We start from the raw sequence: 16,325 nt of genomic DNA, 5'->3' as shown, positions 1-16,325 counted from the left end.
TAGGCAGCTAATTGGTGGTCAGATGAAACACTTCACCCCAGACGCATTCCACACATGCCATCTCGGCCTCCTGCTCGGGCGCGCTGCACTGCTCAAGGACCGGATCATCGACACGCACATGGAGCCTCACGGCATCACCGCCGCGCAGTTCAAAGTGCTGATCATCATGGCCCAGTTCGGCGTCGATACCCCGGCCGAGCTGTGCCGTCACCTGTCGCTGGACAGCGGTTCGATGACCCGCATGCTCGACCGTCTGGAACAGAAAGGTTTCCTCGCACGCCAACGTTCCGAGGCGGATCGGCGTCAGGTTCAACTGGTGCTGACTGAGCTGGGTCAGCAACTGGCTGACCGTCTCCCGGAGATCGGCGCCGATGCGATGAATGAACTGGCCGGCGCGATCACCCCGGACGAACTGACAACCCTGGAACAGATCCTCAAGAAAATCCTGGTAGCAGCCGGTGACTCGATCACCTTGCTGCGGGTAGGTGACAAATGAGCAGTAAAACCCTGCGTGCCGGCCTCAGCCTGGTGCTGGCGGCCATGACCCTGGCCGGTTGCGCCAGTTACAGCGGCCTGAATACCGAAGGCGTCAGCCTCGATGCGAAGAACCTCAAGGCCGGGCAATCCCTCAGCGGCGTGGCCCTGTCGCCCGCCGCCTGGCCGAAAAGCGACTGGTGGACAAGCCTCGGCGACCCGCAACTCGACGGCCTGATCCGCGAAGCCCTGCACGACAGCCCCGACATGCAGATCGCCGACGCTCGCGCTCACCAGGCCAGCGCCGCCGCGTATGCCGCCGATGCCGCGCGCATGCCGACCCTCGATGCCAGCGCCGGTGTCAGCCGTTCGCGTCTGGCCCGTGATCAGGACCCGAGCGGGCAGGGTGGCACGTATTCCACCGTGCGTAACATCGGTGCCAGTTTCAATTACAACTTCGACCTCTGGGGCGGTCAGCGCGATGCCTGGGAAGCTGCGTTGGGCGAGGCTCGTGCGGCCGAAGTCGATCAGCAGGCTGCGCAACTGACCTTGTCCGCCGACGTCGCCCGCGCCTACAGCGACTTGGGTCAGGCGCACATCGTCTATGACTTGGCCAATGAAGACCTCAAGCGCACCAGGCAAATGCTTGAACTGAGCCAGCGTCGCCTGAGTTCGGGGATCGACAGCGAATACCAGTTCCAGCAAACCGAAAGCCTGGAAGCCAGCTCCGAAGCGAGCTTGATCGACGCCGAAAAACGCCTGCAAAGCGCGAAAATCGCCTTGGCCGTGCTGCTCGGCAAAGGCCCGGATCGCGGCAATGAAATCGCCCGGCCGAAGATCCTGCAAGCCAGCGCCGTGGCGTTGCCGTCGGTATTGCCCGCCGAGTTGCTCGGTCGTCGTCCAGACCTGGTGGCTGCTCGTTGGCGTGTCGAGGCGGCGAGCAAGAACATCGCCGCGGGTAAAACCCAGTTCTACCCCAACCTGAACCTGAGCGCCGCAGCCGGTGCCGAGTCGTTGCTGGGTGATGCGATGTTTGGTTCGGCCAGCCGTTTCTTCAACGTAGCGCCGACGATTTCCGTGCCGATTTTCGACGGCGGCCGCCTGCGCGCCGACCTCGATTCCCGCGATGCCGATTACGACCTCGCCGTGGCGCAGTACAACAAAAGCCTGGTGAAAGCGCTGGGTGATGTCAGCGACACCATCAACCAGTTGCGTGACATCGGCCGGCAGATCGGGGCGCAGCAACACGCCACCGACATTGCCCAGGATTCTTACAACACCGTGGTCCAGCGGTACGGTTCCGGCATCGGCAACTACCTGGACGTGCTCAGCATCGAGCAGCAATTGCTCCAGGCCCAGCGTCAGCTGGCCAACCTGAATGCCGAGCAGATCGACCTGTCGATCCAACTGATGCAGGCGCTGGGCGGCGGCTTCCAGGGCGAAACCCTGACCGCAGCCAACGCACTCCCAGCCACGCAGCACAACTAATTCAAGGTATTTGTCATGGCCACTGCCGAAACGACAACACAAACCCCGGACAACATTCCAGACACCAGTAACCCGCGCAAACGCAAAATCATGCTGGTGGTGCTGGCGATCGTGGTGATCCTCGCCGGTGTCGGCGTCTGGGGTTATCACGAGTTCTACGGGCGCTGGAATGAAAGCACCGACGACGCCTATGTGAACGGCAACGTGGTGGAAATCACCCCGCTGGTCACCGGCACCGTGGTCAGCATCGGCGCCGATGACGGCGACCTGGTCCATGAAGGTCAGGTGCTGATCAATTTCGACCCGAACGACGCCCAGGTCGGTCTGCAAAGTGCCCAGGCTAATCTGGCCCGCACCGTGCGTCAGGTGCGCGGCTTGTACAGCAACGTCGACGGCATGAAAGCCCAGGTCAACGCCCAGCAGGCCGAAGTGCAAAAGGCCCAGGACAACTTTAATCGCCGGAAGAATCTCGCCGCTGGCGGGGCGATTTCCCAGGAAGAACTGTCCCACGCCCGTGACGACCTGACCTCGGCGCAAAACGCCTTGGCCAACGCCAAACAGCAGCTGAAAACCACTAGCGCGCTGGTGGATGACACCGTGGTCTCATCGCATCCGGACGTGATGGCGGCGGCCGCGCAATTGCGTCAGGCCTATTTGAATAACTCCCGCAGCACCTTGATCGCGCCGGTCACCGGTTATGTCGCCAAACGTTCCGTACAACTGGGCCAACGCGTCCAGCCGGGCACCGCATTGATGGCCGTCATTCCGCTGGATCAGCTGTGGATCGACGCCAACTTCAAGGAAACCCAGCTGCGTGACATGCGCATCGGGCAGCCAGTGGACATCGAGGCCGACCTCTACGGCAGCGACGTGAAATTCAGCGGCACCATCGACAGCCTCGGTGCCGGTACCGGCAGCGCGTTTGCCCTGCTGCCGGCGCAAAACGCCACCGGTAACTGGATCAAGATTGTCCAGCGTGTACCGGTGCGGATTCACATCAACGCCGAAGAGCTGGCCAAGCACCCGTTGCGGGTGGGCCTGTCGACGCAGGTCGACGTGAACCTGCACGACCAGAGCGGCCCGGTGCTGGCGCAACAGCCGCCGCAAAAGGCGTCGTTCAGCACCAACGTCTACGACCGTCAGCTGGCCGAGGCCGACGCGATGATCACGCAGTTGATCCACGACAACAGCGCGGCGGTCAGCAAAACCGTCCAGCGCTGACACCCGACCCTTGTGGGAGCGGGCTTGCTCGCGAAAGCGGCGTCACATTCAACATTTCCGTTGGCTGAAACACCGCCTTCGCGAGCAAGCCTGCTCCCACAAGGGTCCAACTGCGTCTGTAGCAGGCGCAGCGCCCATCAGGTTCCAAAGGATTCGCAATGAGCAATAACGCGTCTTTCACGCCGCCCAGCCTGCTGCTCGCCACCATCGGCCTGTCGCTGGCGACCTTTATGCAAGTGCTCGACACCACCATCGCCAACGTGGCGCTGCCGACGATTTCCGGCAACCTCGGCGTGAGTTCGGAGCAGGGCACCTGGGTGATCACTTCGTTTGCGGTGAGCAACGCGATTGCGCTGCCGCTGACCGGCTGGCTCAGCCGACGCTTTGGTGAGGTGAAGCTGTTTCTCTGGGCGACCGTTCTATTTGTACTGGCCTCGTTTCTCTGCGGTATCTCGACCTCGATGCCCGAGCTGATTGGCTTCCGGGTGCTGCAAGGCCTGGTGGCCGGTCCGTTGTACCCGATGACCCAGACGTTGCTGATCGCGGTCTATCCGCCAGCGAGGCGCGGCATGGCCCTGGCGTTGCTGGCGATGGTCACGGTGGTCGCGCCGATTGCAGGTCCCATCCTCGGCGGCTGGATTACCGACAGTTACAGCTGGCCGTGGATCTTCTTCATCAACGTGCCAATCGGCATCTTCGCGGTGATGGTGGTGCGCCAGCAACTCAAGGCGCGTCCGGTGGAAACCAGCCGTCAGCCGATGGATTACGTGGGCTTGATCACGCTGATCATCGGTGTCGGCGCGTTGCAGGTCATCCTCGACAAGGGCAACGACCTCGACTGGTTCGAATCGAACTTCATCCTCATCGGCGCAGCCATTTCAGTTGTCGCGCTGGCGGTGTTCGTGATCTGGGAAATGACCGACAAGCACCCGGTGGTCAACCTGCGGTTGTTCGCTTACCGAAACTTCCGCATCGGCACGATTGTGTTGGTGTTGGGTTATGCCGGGTTCTTCGGCATCAACCTGATCCTGCCGCAATGGCTGCAAACCCAGATGGGTTACACGGCGACGTGGGCGGGGCTGGCGGTGGCGCCGATCGGGATTCTGCCGGTGCTGATGTCACCGTTTGTCGGCAAGTACGCGCACAAATTCGACCTGCGGTTGCTGGCCGGCCTGGCGTTCCTGGCGATTGGCCTGAGCTGCTTCATGCGCGCCGGGTTCACCAATGAAGTGGACTTCCAGCACATCGCGTTGGTGCAGCTGTTTATGGGCATTGGCGTGGCGCTGTTCTTCATGCCGACTTTGAGCATCTTGATGTCGGACTTGCCGCCGAGCCAGATCGCCGACGGCGCGGGCCTGGCGACGTTTCTGCGGACCTTGGGCGGTAGTTTTGCGGCGTCGCTGACCACGTGGATCTGGATCCGCCGGGCGGATCAGCATCACGCCTACATGAGCGAAAGCATCAGCACGTATGAGCCTGCGACCCGCGAGGCACTGAATGCGCTGGGCGGTGCGAGCAACCCGGCGTATGCGCAGCTGGATCATGTGCTGACCAGCCAGGCGTACATGCTCTCTACCGTGGATTACTTCACGCTGCTGGGGTGGGCATTCATGGGCTTGATCGTGATTGTGTGGCTGGCGAAACCGCCGTTTGCGGCGAAGGCGGGGCCTGCCGCCTCCGGCCATTAAGCCAACCACAGTCCCTGTGGGAGCGGGCTTGCTCGCGAAAGCGGTGTGTCAGTTGATATAGATGCTGACTGACAGGTCGCCTTCGCGAGCAAGCCCGCTCCCACATGGGGTTTTGTGTTTGGCAGTTAGCTTGCAGGGGCTGCGAGTTGTGGCGGCGGGGTGAAGTCGAAGGGCGCAAGCGCAAACCCTTGCTCATCCACCTGCAACGCCCAGCCCTGACGATCCCAATCCCCCAACACAATGCGCTTGGCGGCCTGTTCGCCAATCTGCAACTTGTGAATGGCCGGGCGATGGGTGTGCCCATGGATCAAGGTTTTCACACCATAGGCCTGCATGATCCGCGGCACTTCGTCCGGCGTGACATCGACAATGTCATTGGCCTTCATCCGCGTCTGCGCACGGCTTTCGCTGCGCAGCTTGCGCGCCAGTTTATGGCGCGTGCGCAAGGGCAGATGCCGCAGGATGAACAGGGTGATCGGGTTTCGCAGGTAGCGACGCAGCTTCATATAAGCCTCGTCGCGGGTGCAGAGGCTGTCGCCGTGCATCAATAGCACCGGCTCGCCGTTGAACTGCACGACACTCGGATCCTTCAACAACGTGCAGTCGGCCTGTTTGCAAAAGGCCTGGCCGAGCATGAAGTCGCGATTGCCGTGCATCAGAAAAATTGCCGTGCCGCTGTCGCTAAGGGTGCGCAGGGCCTGGCAGATGGAACGCTGGAACGGCGTCATGGCATCGTCGCCAATCCACGCCTCGAAAAAGTCGCCCAGGATGTACAGCGCACTCGCCGAGCGGGCGCGTCCGGCGAGCAAATCCAGAAACGCCCGGGTAATGTCCGGGCGCTCCTCTTCCAGATGCAAGTCTGAAATCAGCAGTATCACGCTTCGATGATCTCGGCTTTCTCGATGATCACGTCTTCTGCTGGCACGTCCTGGTGGCCGGATTTCATGGTGGTGGAAACACCTTTGATCTTGTCGACAACGTCGGTGCCTGCAACGACTTTGGCGAACACGGCGTAGCCCCAGCCCTGAGTGGTCTTGGCGCTGTGGTTCAGGAAGCTGTTGTCAGCCACGTTGATGAAGAACTGGGCGGAAGCCGAATGCGGCTCCATGGTGCGAGCCATGGCCACGGTGTACTTCTCGTTCGGCAGGCCGTTGTCGGCTTCGTTCTGGATGCTTGGGCGCTTGTCTTTCTTTTCTTTCATGCCTGGCTCGAAACCGCCGCCCTGGATCATGAAGTTACCGATGACACGGTGGAAAACAGTGTTTTCGTAGTGACCGGCATTAACGTACTCGATGAAGTTGGCAACGGTCAGCGGTGCCTTTTCAGCGTTCAGTTCCAGGACGATGTCGCCATGGTTGGTGGTCAGTTTGACTTGGGTCATGATCGTGGACTCTTTTAGGAGATGCGTTTTATATGAATTCGTGGGTTTCGGGGCGTTGAAGCCCTCAACCGGTCCGGCCAAACTCGGCCAAGGTGCGCAGTTTAGCGTGCCGGGCGCGAATTTCGAGGCTGTTTTTCATTTGCATCCGATTAAATGCAGCCGTTTTCGGGCCTGTACTGTCAGCGACTTGACGGCATCGGCTATGATAAGCCCCTTTGTTTTAACAGCCGCTTTGATTTGGCCAACTGGCCGCGCACTTGTACGTTCAAGGATCCTATGAGCAAGCCCACTGTCGACCCTACCTCGAATTCCAAGACCGGCCCTGCCGTGCCGGTCAATTTCCTGCGCCCGATCATCCAGGCGGACCTGGACTCGGGTAAGCACACGCAGATCGTCACCCGTTTCCCGCCTGAGCCCAACGGCTACCTGCACATCGGTCACGCCAAGTCGATTTGTGTGAACTTCGGTCTGGCCCAGGAATTTGGTGGCGTCACGCACCTGCGTTTCGACGACACCAACCCGGCCAAGGAAGACCAGGAATACATCGACGCGATCGAAAGCGACGTCAAATGGCTGGGCTTCGAATGGTCCGGCGAAGTGCGCTATGCCTCGCAGTATTTCGACCAGTTGCACGACTGGGCCGTCGAACTGATCAAGGCCGGCAAGGCCTACGTTGACGACCTGAGCCCTGAACAGGCCAAGGAATACCGCGGCACCCTGACCGAGCCGGGCAAGAACAGCCCGTTCCGTGATCGTTCCGTGGAAGAAAACCTCGACTGGTTCGCCCGCATGCGTGCCGGTGAATTCCCGGACGGCGCACGCGTGCTGCGGGCCAAGATCGACATGGCCTCGCCGAACATGAACCTGCGCGACCCGATCATGTACCGCATCCGTCACGCGCATCACCACCAGACCGGCGACAAGTGGTGCATCTACCCGAACTATGACTTCACCCACGGTCAGTCCGACGCCATCGAAGGCATCACCCACTCGATCTGCACCCTGGAGTTCGAAAGCCACCGTCCGCTGTACGAGTGGTTCCTGGAGAACCTGCCGGTTCCGGCGAACCCGCGTCAGTACGAGTTCAGCCGCCTGAACCTGAACTACACCATCACCAGCAAGCGCAAGCTCAAGCAACTGGTCGATGAAAAGCACGTTTTCGGCTGGGACGATCCGCGCATGTCCACGCTGTCGGGCTTCCGCCGCCGTGGCTACACCCCGGCGTCAATCCGCAATTTCTGCGACATGGTCGGCACCAACCGTTCCGACGGCGTTGTTGACTTCGGCATGCTCGAATTCAGCATCCGTCAGGACCTCGACGCGAACGCCCCGCGCGCCATGTGCGTGCTGCGTCCGTTGAAAGTCGTGATCACCAACTACCCGGAAGACAAGGTCGACAACCTCGAGTTGCCGCGTCATCCGCAGAAAGAAGAACTCGGCGTGCGCAAGCTGCCGTTCGCCCGTGAAATCTACATCGACCGCGATGACTTCATGGAAGAGCCACCAAAAGGCTACAAGCGCCTGGAGCCGAACGGCGAAGTACGTCTGCGCGGCAGCTACGTGATCCGCGCCGACGAAGCGATCAAGGACGCCGATGGCAACATCGTCGAACTGCGTTGCTCCTACGACCCGGAAACCCTGGGCAAGAACCCTGAAGGCCGCAAGGTCAAAGGCGTGGTGCACTGGGTGCCGGCCGCGGCCAGCATCGAGTGCGAAGTGCGTTTGTACGATCGCCTGTTCCGCTCGCCGAACCCTGAGAAGGCCGAAGACAGCGCCAGTTTCCTGGACAACATCAACCCTGACTCGCTGCAAGTTCTCACTGGTTGTCGTGCCGAGCCTTCGCTGGCCAATGCACAGCCGGAAGACCGTTTCCAGTTCGAGCGCGAAGGTTACTTCTGCGCGGATATCAAGGACTCGAAACCCGGTGCTCCGGTATTCAACCGTACCGTGACCTTGCGTGATTCGTGGGGCCAGTGATTCAAGGAACCTCAAAAGTGCTTTCGATCTACAACACGCTCACCAAGAGCAAAGAAGTCTTCAAACCGCTGGATGGCAACAAGGTGCGCATGTACGTCTGCGGGATGACCGTGTACGACTACTGCCACCTGGGCCATGGCCGCAGCATGGTCGCGTTCGACCTGGTGACCCGCTGGTTGCGGTTCAGCGGCTACGACCTGACTTATGTGCGCAACATCACCGACATTGACGACAAGATCATCAATCGGGCCAAGGAGAACGGCGAATCGTTCGAAGCGTTGACCGAGCGCATGATCGCGGCGATGCACGAAGACGAAGCGCGCCTGAACATCCAGAAGCCGGACATGGAACCGCGCGCCACCGGGCATATCCCCGGCATGCACGCGATGATCCAGACCCTGATCGACAAGGGTTACGCCTACGCCCCGGGCAATGGCGACGTGTACTACCGCGTCGCCAAGTTCATGGGCTACGGCAAGCTGTCGCGCAAGAAGATTGAAGACCTGCGCATCGGGGCGCGGATCGAAGTCGACGAGTCGAAACAGGACCCGCTGGACTTCGTCCTGTGGAAAGGCGCCAAGCCGGGCGAGCCGAGCTGGGCTTCGCCATGGGGCGACGGTCGTCCGGGCTGGCACATCGAATGCTCGGTGATGTCGACCTGCTGCCTGGGCGAGACCTTCGATATTCATGGCGGCGGCAGCGACCTCGAGTTCCCGCACCATGAAAACGAAATCGCCCAGAGCGAAGCGGCCACCGGCAAGACCTACGCCAACGCGTGGATGCATTGCGGCATGATTCGCATCAATGGCGAGAAGATGTCCAAGTCCTTGAATAACTTCTTCACCATTCGCGACGTGCTGGAAAAGTACCACCCGGAAGTCGTGCGTTACCTGCTGGTGTCGAGCCACTACCGCAGCGCGATCAACTACTCGGAAGACAACCTCAAGGACGCCAAAGGCGCACTCGAGCGTTTCTACCACGCGTTGAAAGGCCTGCCGACCTTGGCGCCGGCGGGCGGCGAAGCCTTTGTCGAGCGGTTCACTCAGGTGATGAACGACGACTTCGGCACGCCGGAAGCCTGCGCGGTGCTGTTCGAGATGGTGCGCGAGATCAACCGTCTGCGTGAGAGCGATATCGATGCGGCGGCGGGACTGGCGGCGCGCTTGAAAGAACTGGCCAGCGTGCTGGGCGTGTTGCAGCTTGAGGCTGATGACTTCCTGCAGGCCGGTGCTGAAGGGCGGGTGGATGCGGCTGAGGTTGATGCGCTGATTGCTGCGCGTCTGGCGGCTCGTGCTGGTAAAGACTGGGCTGAGTCTGACCGTATCCGCGACCAGTTGACCGCGATGGGCGTGGTGCTGGAAGACGGGAAGGGCGGCACGACCTGGCGTTTGGCTGACTGATGCAGCGTTTGCTTTAAAACAAAACCCGCCTTGTGCGGGTTTTTGTTTTTGGACATGGCTTGAATGAAGCGGTGCCTCGGCTGATGCCTTCGCGAGCAAGCCCGCTCCCACATTTGATTTGTGTCGTACTCAAAGCTCAAGCACATCGCAGATCAAATGTGGGAGCGGGCTTGCTCGCGAAAGTCCCAAGCCGAACACCGCCGCTACGGCTCACGGGTCATTCGGACTGGCGCAGTCGCTTGTAGAGGGTATTGCGACTAACCCCGAGCCTGCGGGCCAAATGGGAGATATTCCCCCCAGCCGCCTGCAACTGCCGATTCAAATCCTCCACATCATTCAAATCCACTGCCAGCGGCTCCGGCGAATCCATCGGCTCTATCTCCAGATCGACAAAAAAATCATCCGGCAAGTGCTCCGGCCGCACCGGTTGTTCCTCGGCCATGGCCAGTGCCACCTGCATCACGCTGCTGACTTGCCTTAAATTCCCCGGCCAAGGATGGCGGTCGAACAACTCCATTACTTCCCGACTTAACCCGGCCCACTGCGATGGCTCGCGATGCTGTTCCCACAAGCGCTTGAACAGCGCCTGTTTGTCGCTGCGCTCCCTGAGCGGCGGCAATTCCAGGGTCAAACCGCCGATCCGGTAGTAAAGATCCTCGCGAAACCGACCGAGCTGGACTTGCTCGCGCAACGAGCGGTTGGTCGCCGAGATAATCCGGATGTCCACCGGAAACAACTCGCTACTGCCCACCGGTTGCACGCAACGTTCCTGCAAAACCCTTAACAGCCGAGCCTGAGTCGGCAACGGCATGTCACCGATTTCATCCAGGAACAGCGTGCCTTTGTCCGCCTTGCGGATCAGCCCGATGCTGCCTTTCTGGTTGGCGCCGGTGAATGCGCCTTTCTCATAGCCAAACAGCTCGGATTCCACCAGTTCGGCGGGGATCGCTGCACAGTTGACGGCGATGAACGGCTGTTTGCTGCGGGAGCTGGCCTGGTGCAGGGCTTTGACGAAGACTTCCTTGCCGACCCCGGTTTCCCCGTGGATTAACAGCGGTATGTCTTTTTCCAGCAAGCGTTCGGCCTGGCGCACGGCTTTTTCCACGCGACTGTCGCCGAAATGCAGGGTGTTGAGGCTGATCGCAGCGGGCGCGGCCACGGCCGGTTCCGCGCTTTTGGTTTCAGAAAACAGTCTAGCTTGAATCGGCACCTGTTTCGGCCGTTTCAACAGGCATTGAAAGCGGTTGCGCCCGGAGGCTTGCAGCGCGAAGGGCAGGCCCTCGGGCTGGTTCAGCAGTTCCAGCAACGACACCTTGAACAGGCTCTCGACACTGACCCGCGACAGGCTGATGCCCAGCAGATTGTCGGCCCGACGGTTAGCCGACAGCACCTGACCGGTCTCATCGAAGATCAGCAGGCCGGCCCATTGGCTGTCGAGGTTGTTCAGCCCGGTGTTGAAGGTCAGTTGGAAATGCTGGCCGTGAAACAGGTTGAGGATCAGCCGGTTTTCCACGGTCTGGCTCATCATCTTGACCATGCCGAGGGTGTGGGACGGCGGCAGGTAGCTGTCGCTGGACACGTCCAGCACCGCGATCACTTTGCGCTCGGCATCGAAAATCGGTGCGGCAGAACCGGTCATGAAACGGTTGGCCTTGAGGAAATGCTCATCGTGCTCGATGTGCACCGCTTGCTCGCAGGCCAGCGCGGTGCCGATCGCATTGGTGCCGCTGCAACGCTCCATCCAGCTGGCGCCGGCACTGAAACCGCGGGTCAGGCTCGGCTCGATAAAACGCTGGGTGCCCCAGGACGTCAGCACCTGGCCCTGATTGTCGGCGAGCATGATCAGGCAGTTGGAGTTGCTGAGGATGTTTTCGTAGTACGGCAGGACTTCCTGATGCGTGGTTTGCACCAGGGAATGCTGGCTTTCCAGCAACTGGGCGATACCTTCGGCCGGCAATTGGTCGAAGGCCGGGGCGCTTTGATGATTGAGGCCGAACGCACGGCAGCGGGACCAGGAGTCCTGGATGATGGCGTCGTGGGAGAGCGGCGAGGCAGGTACGGCCATGGCAGTCAATCTCTGAGCATTATTATTTTTGTTATGAGTAAACGCGTTGTTTGTTTTTACCTGACGCCAGTGTCTGACGCGATCTTTGTAGCAGCTGGCGAAGCCTGCGTTCGGCGACGCAGTCGTCGTGAAATCAGGCTCCGCGGTGTATCAGGATCACCGCGTGTACAGGTTTTACGACGACTGCGTCGCCGAACGCAGGCTGCGCCAGCTGCTACACGACCGCGGGGGATCAGAATAATCGTGTCGCAAAACCCTCCGTAGAGTGTTGTTCACTATTGTTCATTGTCAACGGCTGGATTGTTCAGTTGTTCAGTCGCGGTTGTTCATTTCTGTTCAGCAACGAACGCGGTTTTTCTTTCCTTTGAAGGATTTCCAAACCAGATCAACAGCTTGCAATTTCTGGCATGAAACTCGCTCTACTGCTCCGGTCGCTTGACTCCAAATAATAAAAAAGGCCGAGCCATGTCATTAACCCTGGAGCACGTCAGCCGCACCGTCGAGGGCCAGACCTGGATCGACGATGCGTGCCTGAGTTTCGAACCCGGATCCTTCAACGTTTTGCTCGGGCGCACGCTGTCCGGCAAAACCAGCCTCATGCGCCTGATGGCCGGCCTGGACAAGCCCGACAGCGGCCGCATCCTGATGAACGGTGTCGACGTCACGCAGCGCCCGGTGCGTTTGCGCAACGTGTCGATGGTCTATCAGCAGTTCATCAACTACCCGACCATGACGGTCTTCGACAACATCGCCTCGCCTCTGCGCCAGGGCGGTGTCTCCAATGAGCTGATCCAGAGCAAAGTGCTGGAAACCGCCAAAATGCTGCGCATCGAGAAATTCCTCCAGCGCTATCCGCTGGAGCTTTCGGGTGGCCAGCAACAGCGCACTGCGATGGCCCGCGCGCTGGTCAAGGATGCCGAGCTGATCCTGTTCGACGAGCCGCTGGTGAACCTCGACTACAAGTTGCGCGAAGAGCTGCGTCAGGAAATGCGCGAGCTGTTCAAGGCGCGGCACACCATCGCCATCTACGCCACCACCGAGCCCAACGAAGCGCTGGCTCTGGGCGGCACCACCACCATTCTTCACGAAGGCCGGGTGATACAGAGCGGCAAGTCCTCGGAGGTCTATCACCAGCCACAAACCGTGCTGGCCGCCGAATTGTTTTCCGAACCGCCGATCAACCTGATGCCGGGCCGCATCGCCGGTAACGAAGTGAGCTTCGCCAATTTCGTGCACTTTCCGTTGAACGTTGATTTGCGCCCGGTCGGCGAGGGCGAGTTCCGCTTTGGTGTGCGCCCGAGCCATATCTCGCTGGTGCCGAGCAACGACGATGACCTCGAACTCGCGGTGACCGTCGAGGTGGCCGAGATCAGCGGTTCGGAAACCTTCCTGCACGTGCGCAACGAGCATTTTCTGCTGGTGCTGCACTTGCCCGGCGTCCATGAATACGACGTCGATGCGCCGATCCGCATTTACATCCCGACCCATAAACTGTTTGTGTTCGATGCGCAGGGGCGGCTGGTCCAGGCGCCCGGTCGCCGCATCGCGAGGGTTGCCTGATGGCCGAAATCCGTTTGCAGAACCTCGCCCACAGCTACACCAGCACGCCGACCGGCCCCGAGGATTACGCGATCCGCGAGATGGACCACGTCTGGGAGCAGGGCGGTGCTTATGCCTTGCTCGGGCCTTCGGGCTGCGGCAAGTCGACGTTGCTCAACATCATTTCCGGGTTGCTCAGCCCGTCTCAGGGCCATGTCCTGTTCGATGGCAAAGCGGTCAACGACCTGACGCCGGAGAAGCGCAACATTGCCCAGGTTTTCCAGTTCCCGGTGGTCTACGACACCATGACGGTGTTCGACAACCTGGCCTTCCCTCTGCGCAATCAGGGTATGGCCGAGGCGAAAATTCACAGCAAGGTGCAGGAAATCGCCGAAGTCCTCGACCTTCAGGCGTTGCTGAGCAAAAAGGCGCGCAACCTCACCGCCGATGAAAAACAGAAAGTTTCCATGGGTCGTGGGCTGGTACGCGACGACGTCTCGGCGATCCTGTTTGATGAACCTTTGACCGTGATCGACCCACACCTGAAGTGGAAACTGCGCCGCAAGCTCAAGCAGATCCACGAGCAGTTCAACATCACCATGGTCTACGTCACCCACGATCAGCTGGAGGCTTCGACTTTCGCCGACAAGATTGCGGTGATGTACGGCGGGCAGATCGTGCAATTCGGCACCCCGCGCGAGTTGTTCGAGCGGCCTAGCCACACGTTTGTCGGCTATTTTATCGGCAGTCCGGGGATGAACCTGATCGAGGTGCAGCCGCAACCGGGCGGCGTCGGGTTTGCGTCGACGCACCTGCCTTTGTCCGACGCGCAACAGCAACGCATCGCCGAGTCGGAATGGAAAACCCTGAAGGTCGGCATCCGTCCCGAGTTCGTCCATGTGTGGGACGAGCCATTCGATGACGCGATGCAGGCAAAGGTCATACACGTCGAAGACCTCGGCACCTACAAGATCATGACCCTGAACCTCGACGGCGCCCCGTTGAAAGTTCGCCTGGCTGAAGACAAGCCGGTGCCTGAAGGAACTGCCTACATCAGCTTCCCGGCACAGTGGTTGATGGTCTATGCCGACGATTATCTGCTGGAAGCGCAAGCCAATAATGGGGTGCAGCCATGAACAAGGTGCAGAACAACAAGGCCTGGTGGCTGGTCCTGCCGGTGTTTCTGCTGGTGGCGTTCAGCGCGGTGATCCCGATGATGACCGTGGTTAACTACTCGGTGCAGGACATCTTCGACCAGTCCAGCCGCTATTTCGTCGGCGCCGACTGGTACAAGCAGGTGCTGCTCGATCCACGCCTGCACGACTCGCTGCTGCGGCAATTCATCTATTCCGCCTGTGTATTGCTGATCGAAATCCCGCTGGGTATCGCCATTGCGCTGACCATGCCGACCAAGGGTCGCTGGTCGTCGCTGGTGTTGATCATTCTGGCGATTCCGTTGCTGATCCCGTGGAACGTGGTCGGGACGATCTGGCAGATTTTCGGTCGGGCCGACATCGGCCTGCTCGGTGCCAGCCTCAAAGCCATGGGCATTAACTACAACTATGCGGCGAACACCATGGACGCCTGGGTCACCGTGCTGGTGATGGACGTCTGGCACTGGACGTCGCTGGTGGCGCTGTTGTGCTTCTCTGGATTACGGGCGATTCCAGACGTGTACTACCAGGCGGCGCGGATTGATCGGGCATCGGCCTGGGCGGTTTTCCGACATATCCAGCTGCCCAAGCTCAAGAGCGTGCTGCTGATCGCGGTGATGCTGCGGTTCATGGACAGTTTCATGATCTACACCGAGCCGTTCGTGCTCACGGGTGGGGGGCCGGGGAATGCCACGACTTTCCTCAGCCAGACCCTGACGCAAATGGCCATCGGGCAGTTCGACCTCGGCCCCGCGGCGGCTTTCTCGCTGGTGTACTTCCTGATCATCCTGTTGGTGTCCTGGCTGTTCTATACCGCCATGACTCACTCTGACGCCAACCGCTGAGGTCTGCCATGAGTAAAAGAAAGCTGATCCCGTTGCTGATCTACATCCTGTTCCTGCTGGTGCCGATCTACTGGCTGCTGAACATGTCCTTCAAAAGCAACACCGAAATCCTCAGCGGCCTGACGTTGTTCCCGCAAGATTTCACCTTCGCCAATTACAAAGTGATCTTCACCGATCCGGCCTGGTACACCGGTTACCTCAACTCGCTGTACTACGTGAGCCTGAACACGATCATTTCCCTGAGCGTGGCATTGCCGGCGGCGTACGCCTTCTCGCGCTACCGCTTTCTCGGTGACAAGCACCTGTTTTTCTGGCTGCTGACTAACCGCATGGCACCGCCGGCAGTGTTCCTGTTGCCGTTCTTCCAGCTGTATTCCTCGATTGGATTGTTCGACACGCACATCGCGGTGGCGCTGGCTCACTGTCTGTTTAACGTGCCGTTGGCGGTGTGGATTCTCGAAGGCTTCATGTCTGGCGTTCCAAAAGAAATCGACGAAACCGCCTACATTGACGGCTACAGTTTTCCCAAGTTCTTCGTGAAGATTTTTGTCCCGCTGATCGGCTCCGGGATCGGCGTCACGGCGTTCTTCTGCTTCATGTTTTCCTGGGTCGAACTGCTGCTGGCACGGACGCTGACATCGGTGAACGCCAAACCGATTGCGGCGGTAATGACCCGAACGGTCTCGGCGTCCGGCATCGACTGGGGCGTGCTGGCGGCGGCGGGGGTGTTGACCATCCTGCCAGGCATGCTGGTGATCTGGTTTGTTCGTAACCATGTGGCCAAGGGCTTTGCCCTGGGCCGGGTCTGAGGAGCTGATGATGGAATGGATGAGCTGGACTGTCCCCACGGCGGCGTTCTTCATCGCCATTGGCCTGATTCTGGCGGGCATGACGACCTGGGAATTACGTTCGCCGAGTGTCCCTCGGCGTGGTTTCTTGCCGATTGCCACCACCCGTGGCGATCGGCTGTTTATCGGTCTTCTCGGCAGCGCCTACCTGCATTTGCTGGTAATCGGCGTCACCGACTGGAGCATCTGGGTTGCGTTCGCGTTGTCCCTGGTGTGGCTGTTGGCTGTGATGCGTTGGGGCTAGT

Annotated in this window: 14 protein-coding genes; 11 read left to right on the top strand and 3 right to left on the bottom strand. The window is 60.1% G+C overall.

The window, feature by feature from the left end; translation table 11 throughout:
- The first annotated feature begins 22 nt into the window (after nt 1-22).
- The 4 genes from ACA072_RS18410 to ACA072_RS18395 all read left to right on the top strand — a co-directional run bounded on the left by ACA072_RS18410 (nt 23) and on the right by ACA072_RS18395 (nt 4,871).
- A complete protein-coding gene (locus ACA072_RS18410; RefSeq protein WP_497619650.1) occupies nt 23-496 on the top strand; it encodes a MarR family winged helix-turn-helix transcriptional regulator in 474 nt (157 codons plus the stop codon).
- Nucleotides 493-1,962 (top strand): efflux transporter outer membrane subunit, encoded by a 1,470-nt coding sequence (locus tag ACA072_RS18405; RefSeq protein WP_497619649.1) that lies wholly within the window; start codon nt 493-495, stop codon nt 1,960-1,962. Before ACA072_RS18410 ends, ACA072_RS18405 begins: the two co-directional genes overlap by 4 nt.
- A 15-nt stretch (nt 1,963-1,977) precedes the next feature.
- Entirely contained in the window at nt 1,978-3,183 is a 1,206-nt protein-coding gene (locus ACA072_RS18400) for an HlyD family secretion protein (protein ID WP_497619647.1), read from the top strand.
- A gap of 158 nt (nt 3,184-3,341) precedes the next feature.
- The gene (locus ACA072_RS18395; RefSeq protein WP_497619645.1) at nt 3,342-4,871 is read left to right on the top strand and encodes a DHA2 family efflux MFS transporter permease subunit; all 1,530 of its coding nucleotides are present in this window, start codon (nt 3,342-3,344) and stop codon (nt 4,869-4,871) included.
- Between the two features lie 125 nt (nt 4,872-4,996).
- Here ACA072_RS18395 and lpxH read toward each other — a convergent pair whose 3' ends face one another.
- Nucleotides 4,997-5,749 carry a UDP-2,3-diacylglucosamine diphosphatase gene (lpxH, locus tag ACA072_RS18390; protein ID WP_497619644.1) on the bottom strand — a complete coding sequence of 251 codons (753 nt, stop codon included), beginning with the start codon at nt 5,747-5,749 and terminating at the stop codon, nt 4,997-4,999.
- On the bottom strand, nt 5,746-6,252 hold the full coding sequence (locus ACA072_RS18385; RefSeq protein ID WP_347806254.1) for a peptidylprolyl isomerase: 507 nt from the start codon (nt 6,250-6,252) through the stop codon (nt 5,746-5,748). The genes lpxH and ACA072_RS18385 overlap by 4 nt, the downstream gene beginning before the upstream one ends.
- Nucleotides 6,253-6,528: 276 nt before the next feature.
- Between ACA072_RS18385 and ACA072_RS18380 the strand changes: the two genes are divergently transcribed.
- A complete protein-coding gene (locus tag ACA072_RS18380; RefSeq protein WP_497619643.1) occupies nt 6,529-8,229 on the top strand; it encodes a glutamine--tRNA ligase/YqeY domain fusion protein in 1,701 nt (566 codons plus the stop codon).
- A 17-nt stretch (nt 8,230-8,246) separates the two neighbouring features.
- Complete coding sequence (gene cysS / locus ACA072_RS18375; RefSeq protein ID WP_497619642.1) at nt 8,247-9,629, top strand: cysteine--tRNA ligase; 1,383 nt, start codon at nt 8,247-8,249, stop codon at nt 9,627-9,629.
- A gap of 217 nt (nt 9,630-9,846) precedes the next feature.
- On the opposite strand, the gene ACA072_RS18370 is transcribed toward cysS, so the two are convergent.
- Complete coding sequence (locus tag ACA072_RS18370) at nt 9,847-11,694, bottom strand: sigma-54-dependent Fis family transcriptional regulator (protein ID WP_497619641.1); 1,848 nt, start codon at nt 11,692-11,694, stop codon at nt 9,847-9,849.
- A 465-nt stretch (nt 11,695-12,159) separates the two neighbouring features.
- Here ACA072_RS18370 and ACA072_RS18365 point away from each other — a divergent pair, with 465 nt between their 5' ends.
- The 5 genes from ACA072_RS18365 to ACA072_RS18345 are packed head-to-tail and all read left to right on the top strand — an operon-like array spanning nt 12,160 to nt 16,324.
- Entirely contained in the window at nt 12,160-13,254 is a 1,095-nt protein-coding gene (locus tag ACA072_RS18365) for an ABC transporter ATP-binding protein (protein ID WP_497619640.1), read from the top strand.
- Nucleotides 13,254-14,369 (top strand): ABC transporter ATP-binding protein, encoded by a 1,116-nt coding sequence (locus tag ACA072_RS18360; RefSeq protein ID WP_497619639.1) that lies wholly within the window; start codon nt 13,254-13,256, stop codon nt 14,367-14,369. The genes ACA072_RS18365 and ACA072_RS18360 overlap by 1 nt, the downstream gene beginning before the upstream one ends.
- On the top strand, nt 14,366-15,232 hold the full coding sequence (locus ACA072_RS18355) for a carbohydrate ABC transporter permease (protein ID WP_403107760.1): 867 nt from the start codon (nt 14,366-14,368) through the stop codon (nt 15,230-15,232). The genes ACA072_RS18360 and ACA072_RS18355 overlap by 4 nt, the downstream gene beginning before the upstream one ends.
- 8 nt (nt 15,233-15,240) lie before the next feature.
- Nucleotides 15,241-16,041, top strand: coding sequence for a carbohydrate ABC transporter permease (locus ACA072_RS18350; RefSeq protein ID WP_131062347.1), 801 nt, complete (start codon nt 15,241-15,243; stop codon nt 16,039-16,041).
- Between the two features lie 10 nt (nt 16,042-16,051).
- On the top strand, nt 16,052-16,324 hold the full coding sequence (locus tag ACA072_RS18345; protein WP_109629387.1) for a DUF2160 domain-containing protein: 273 nt from the start codon (nt 16,052-16,054) through the stop codon (nt 16,322-16,324).
- Nucleotide 16,325: the final 1 nt, after the last annotated feature.

The organism is Pseudomonas sp. LBUM1656, from assembly GCF_059716065.1.
This window is presented reverse-complemented; position numbering and strand designations above follow the sequence as displayed.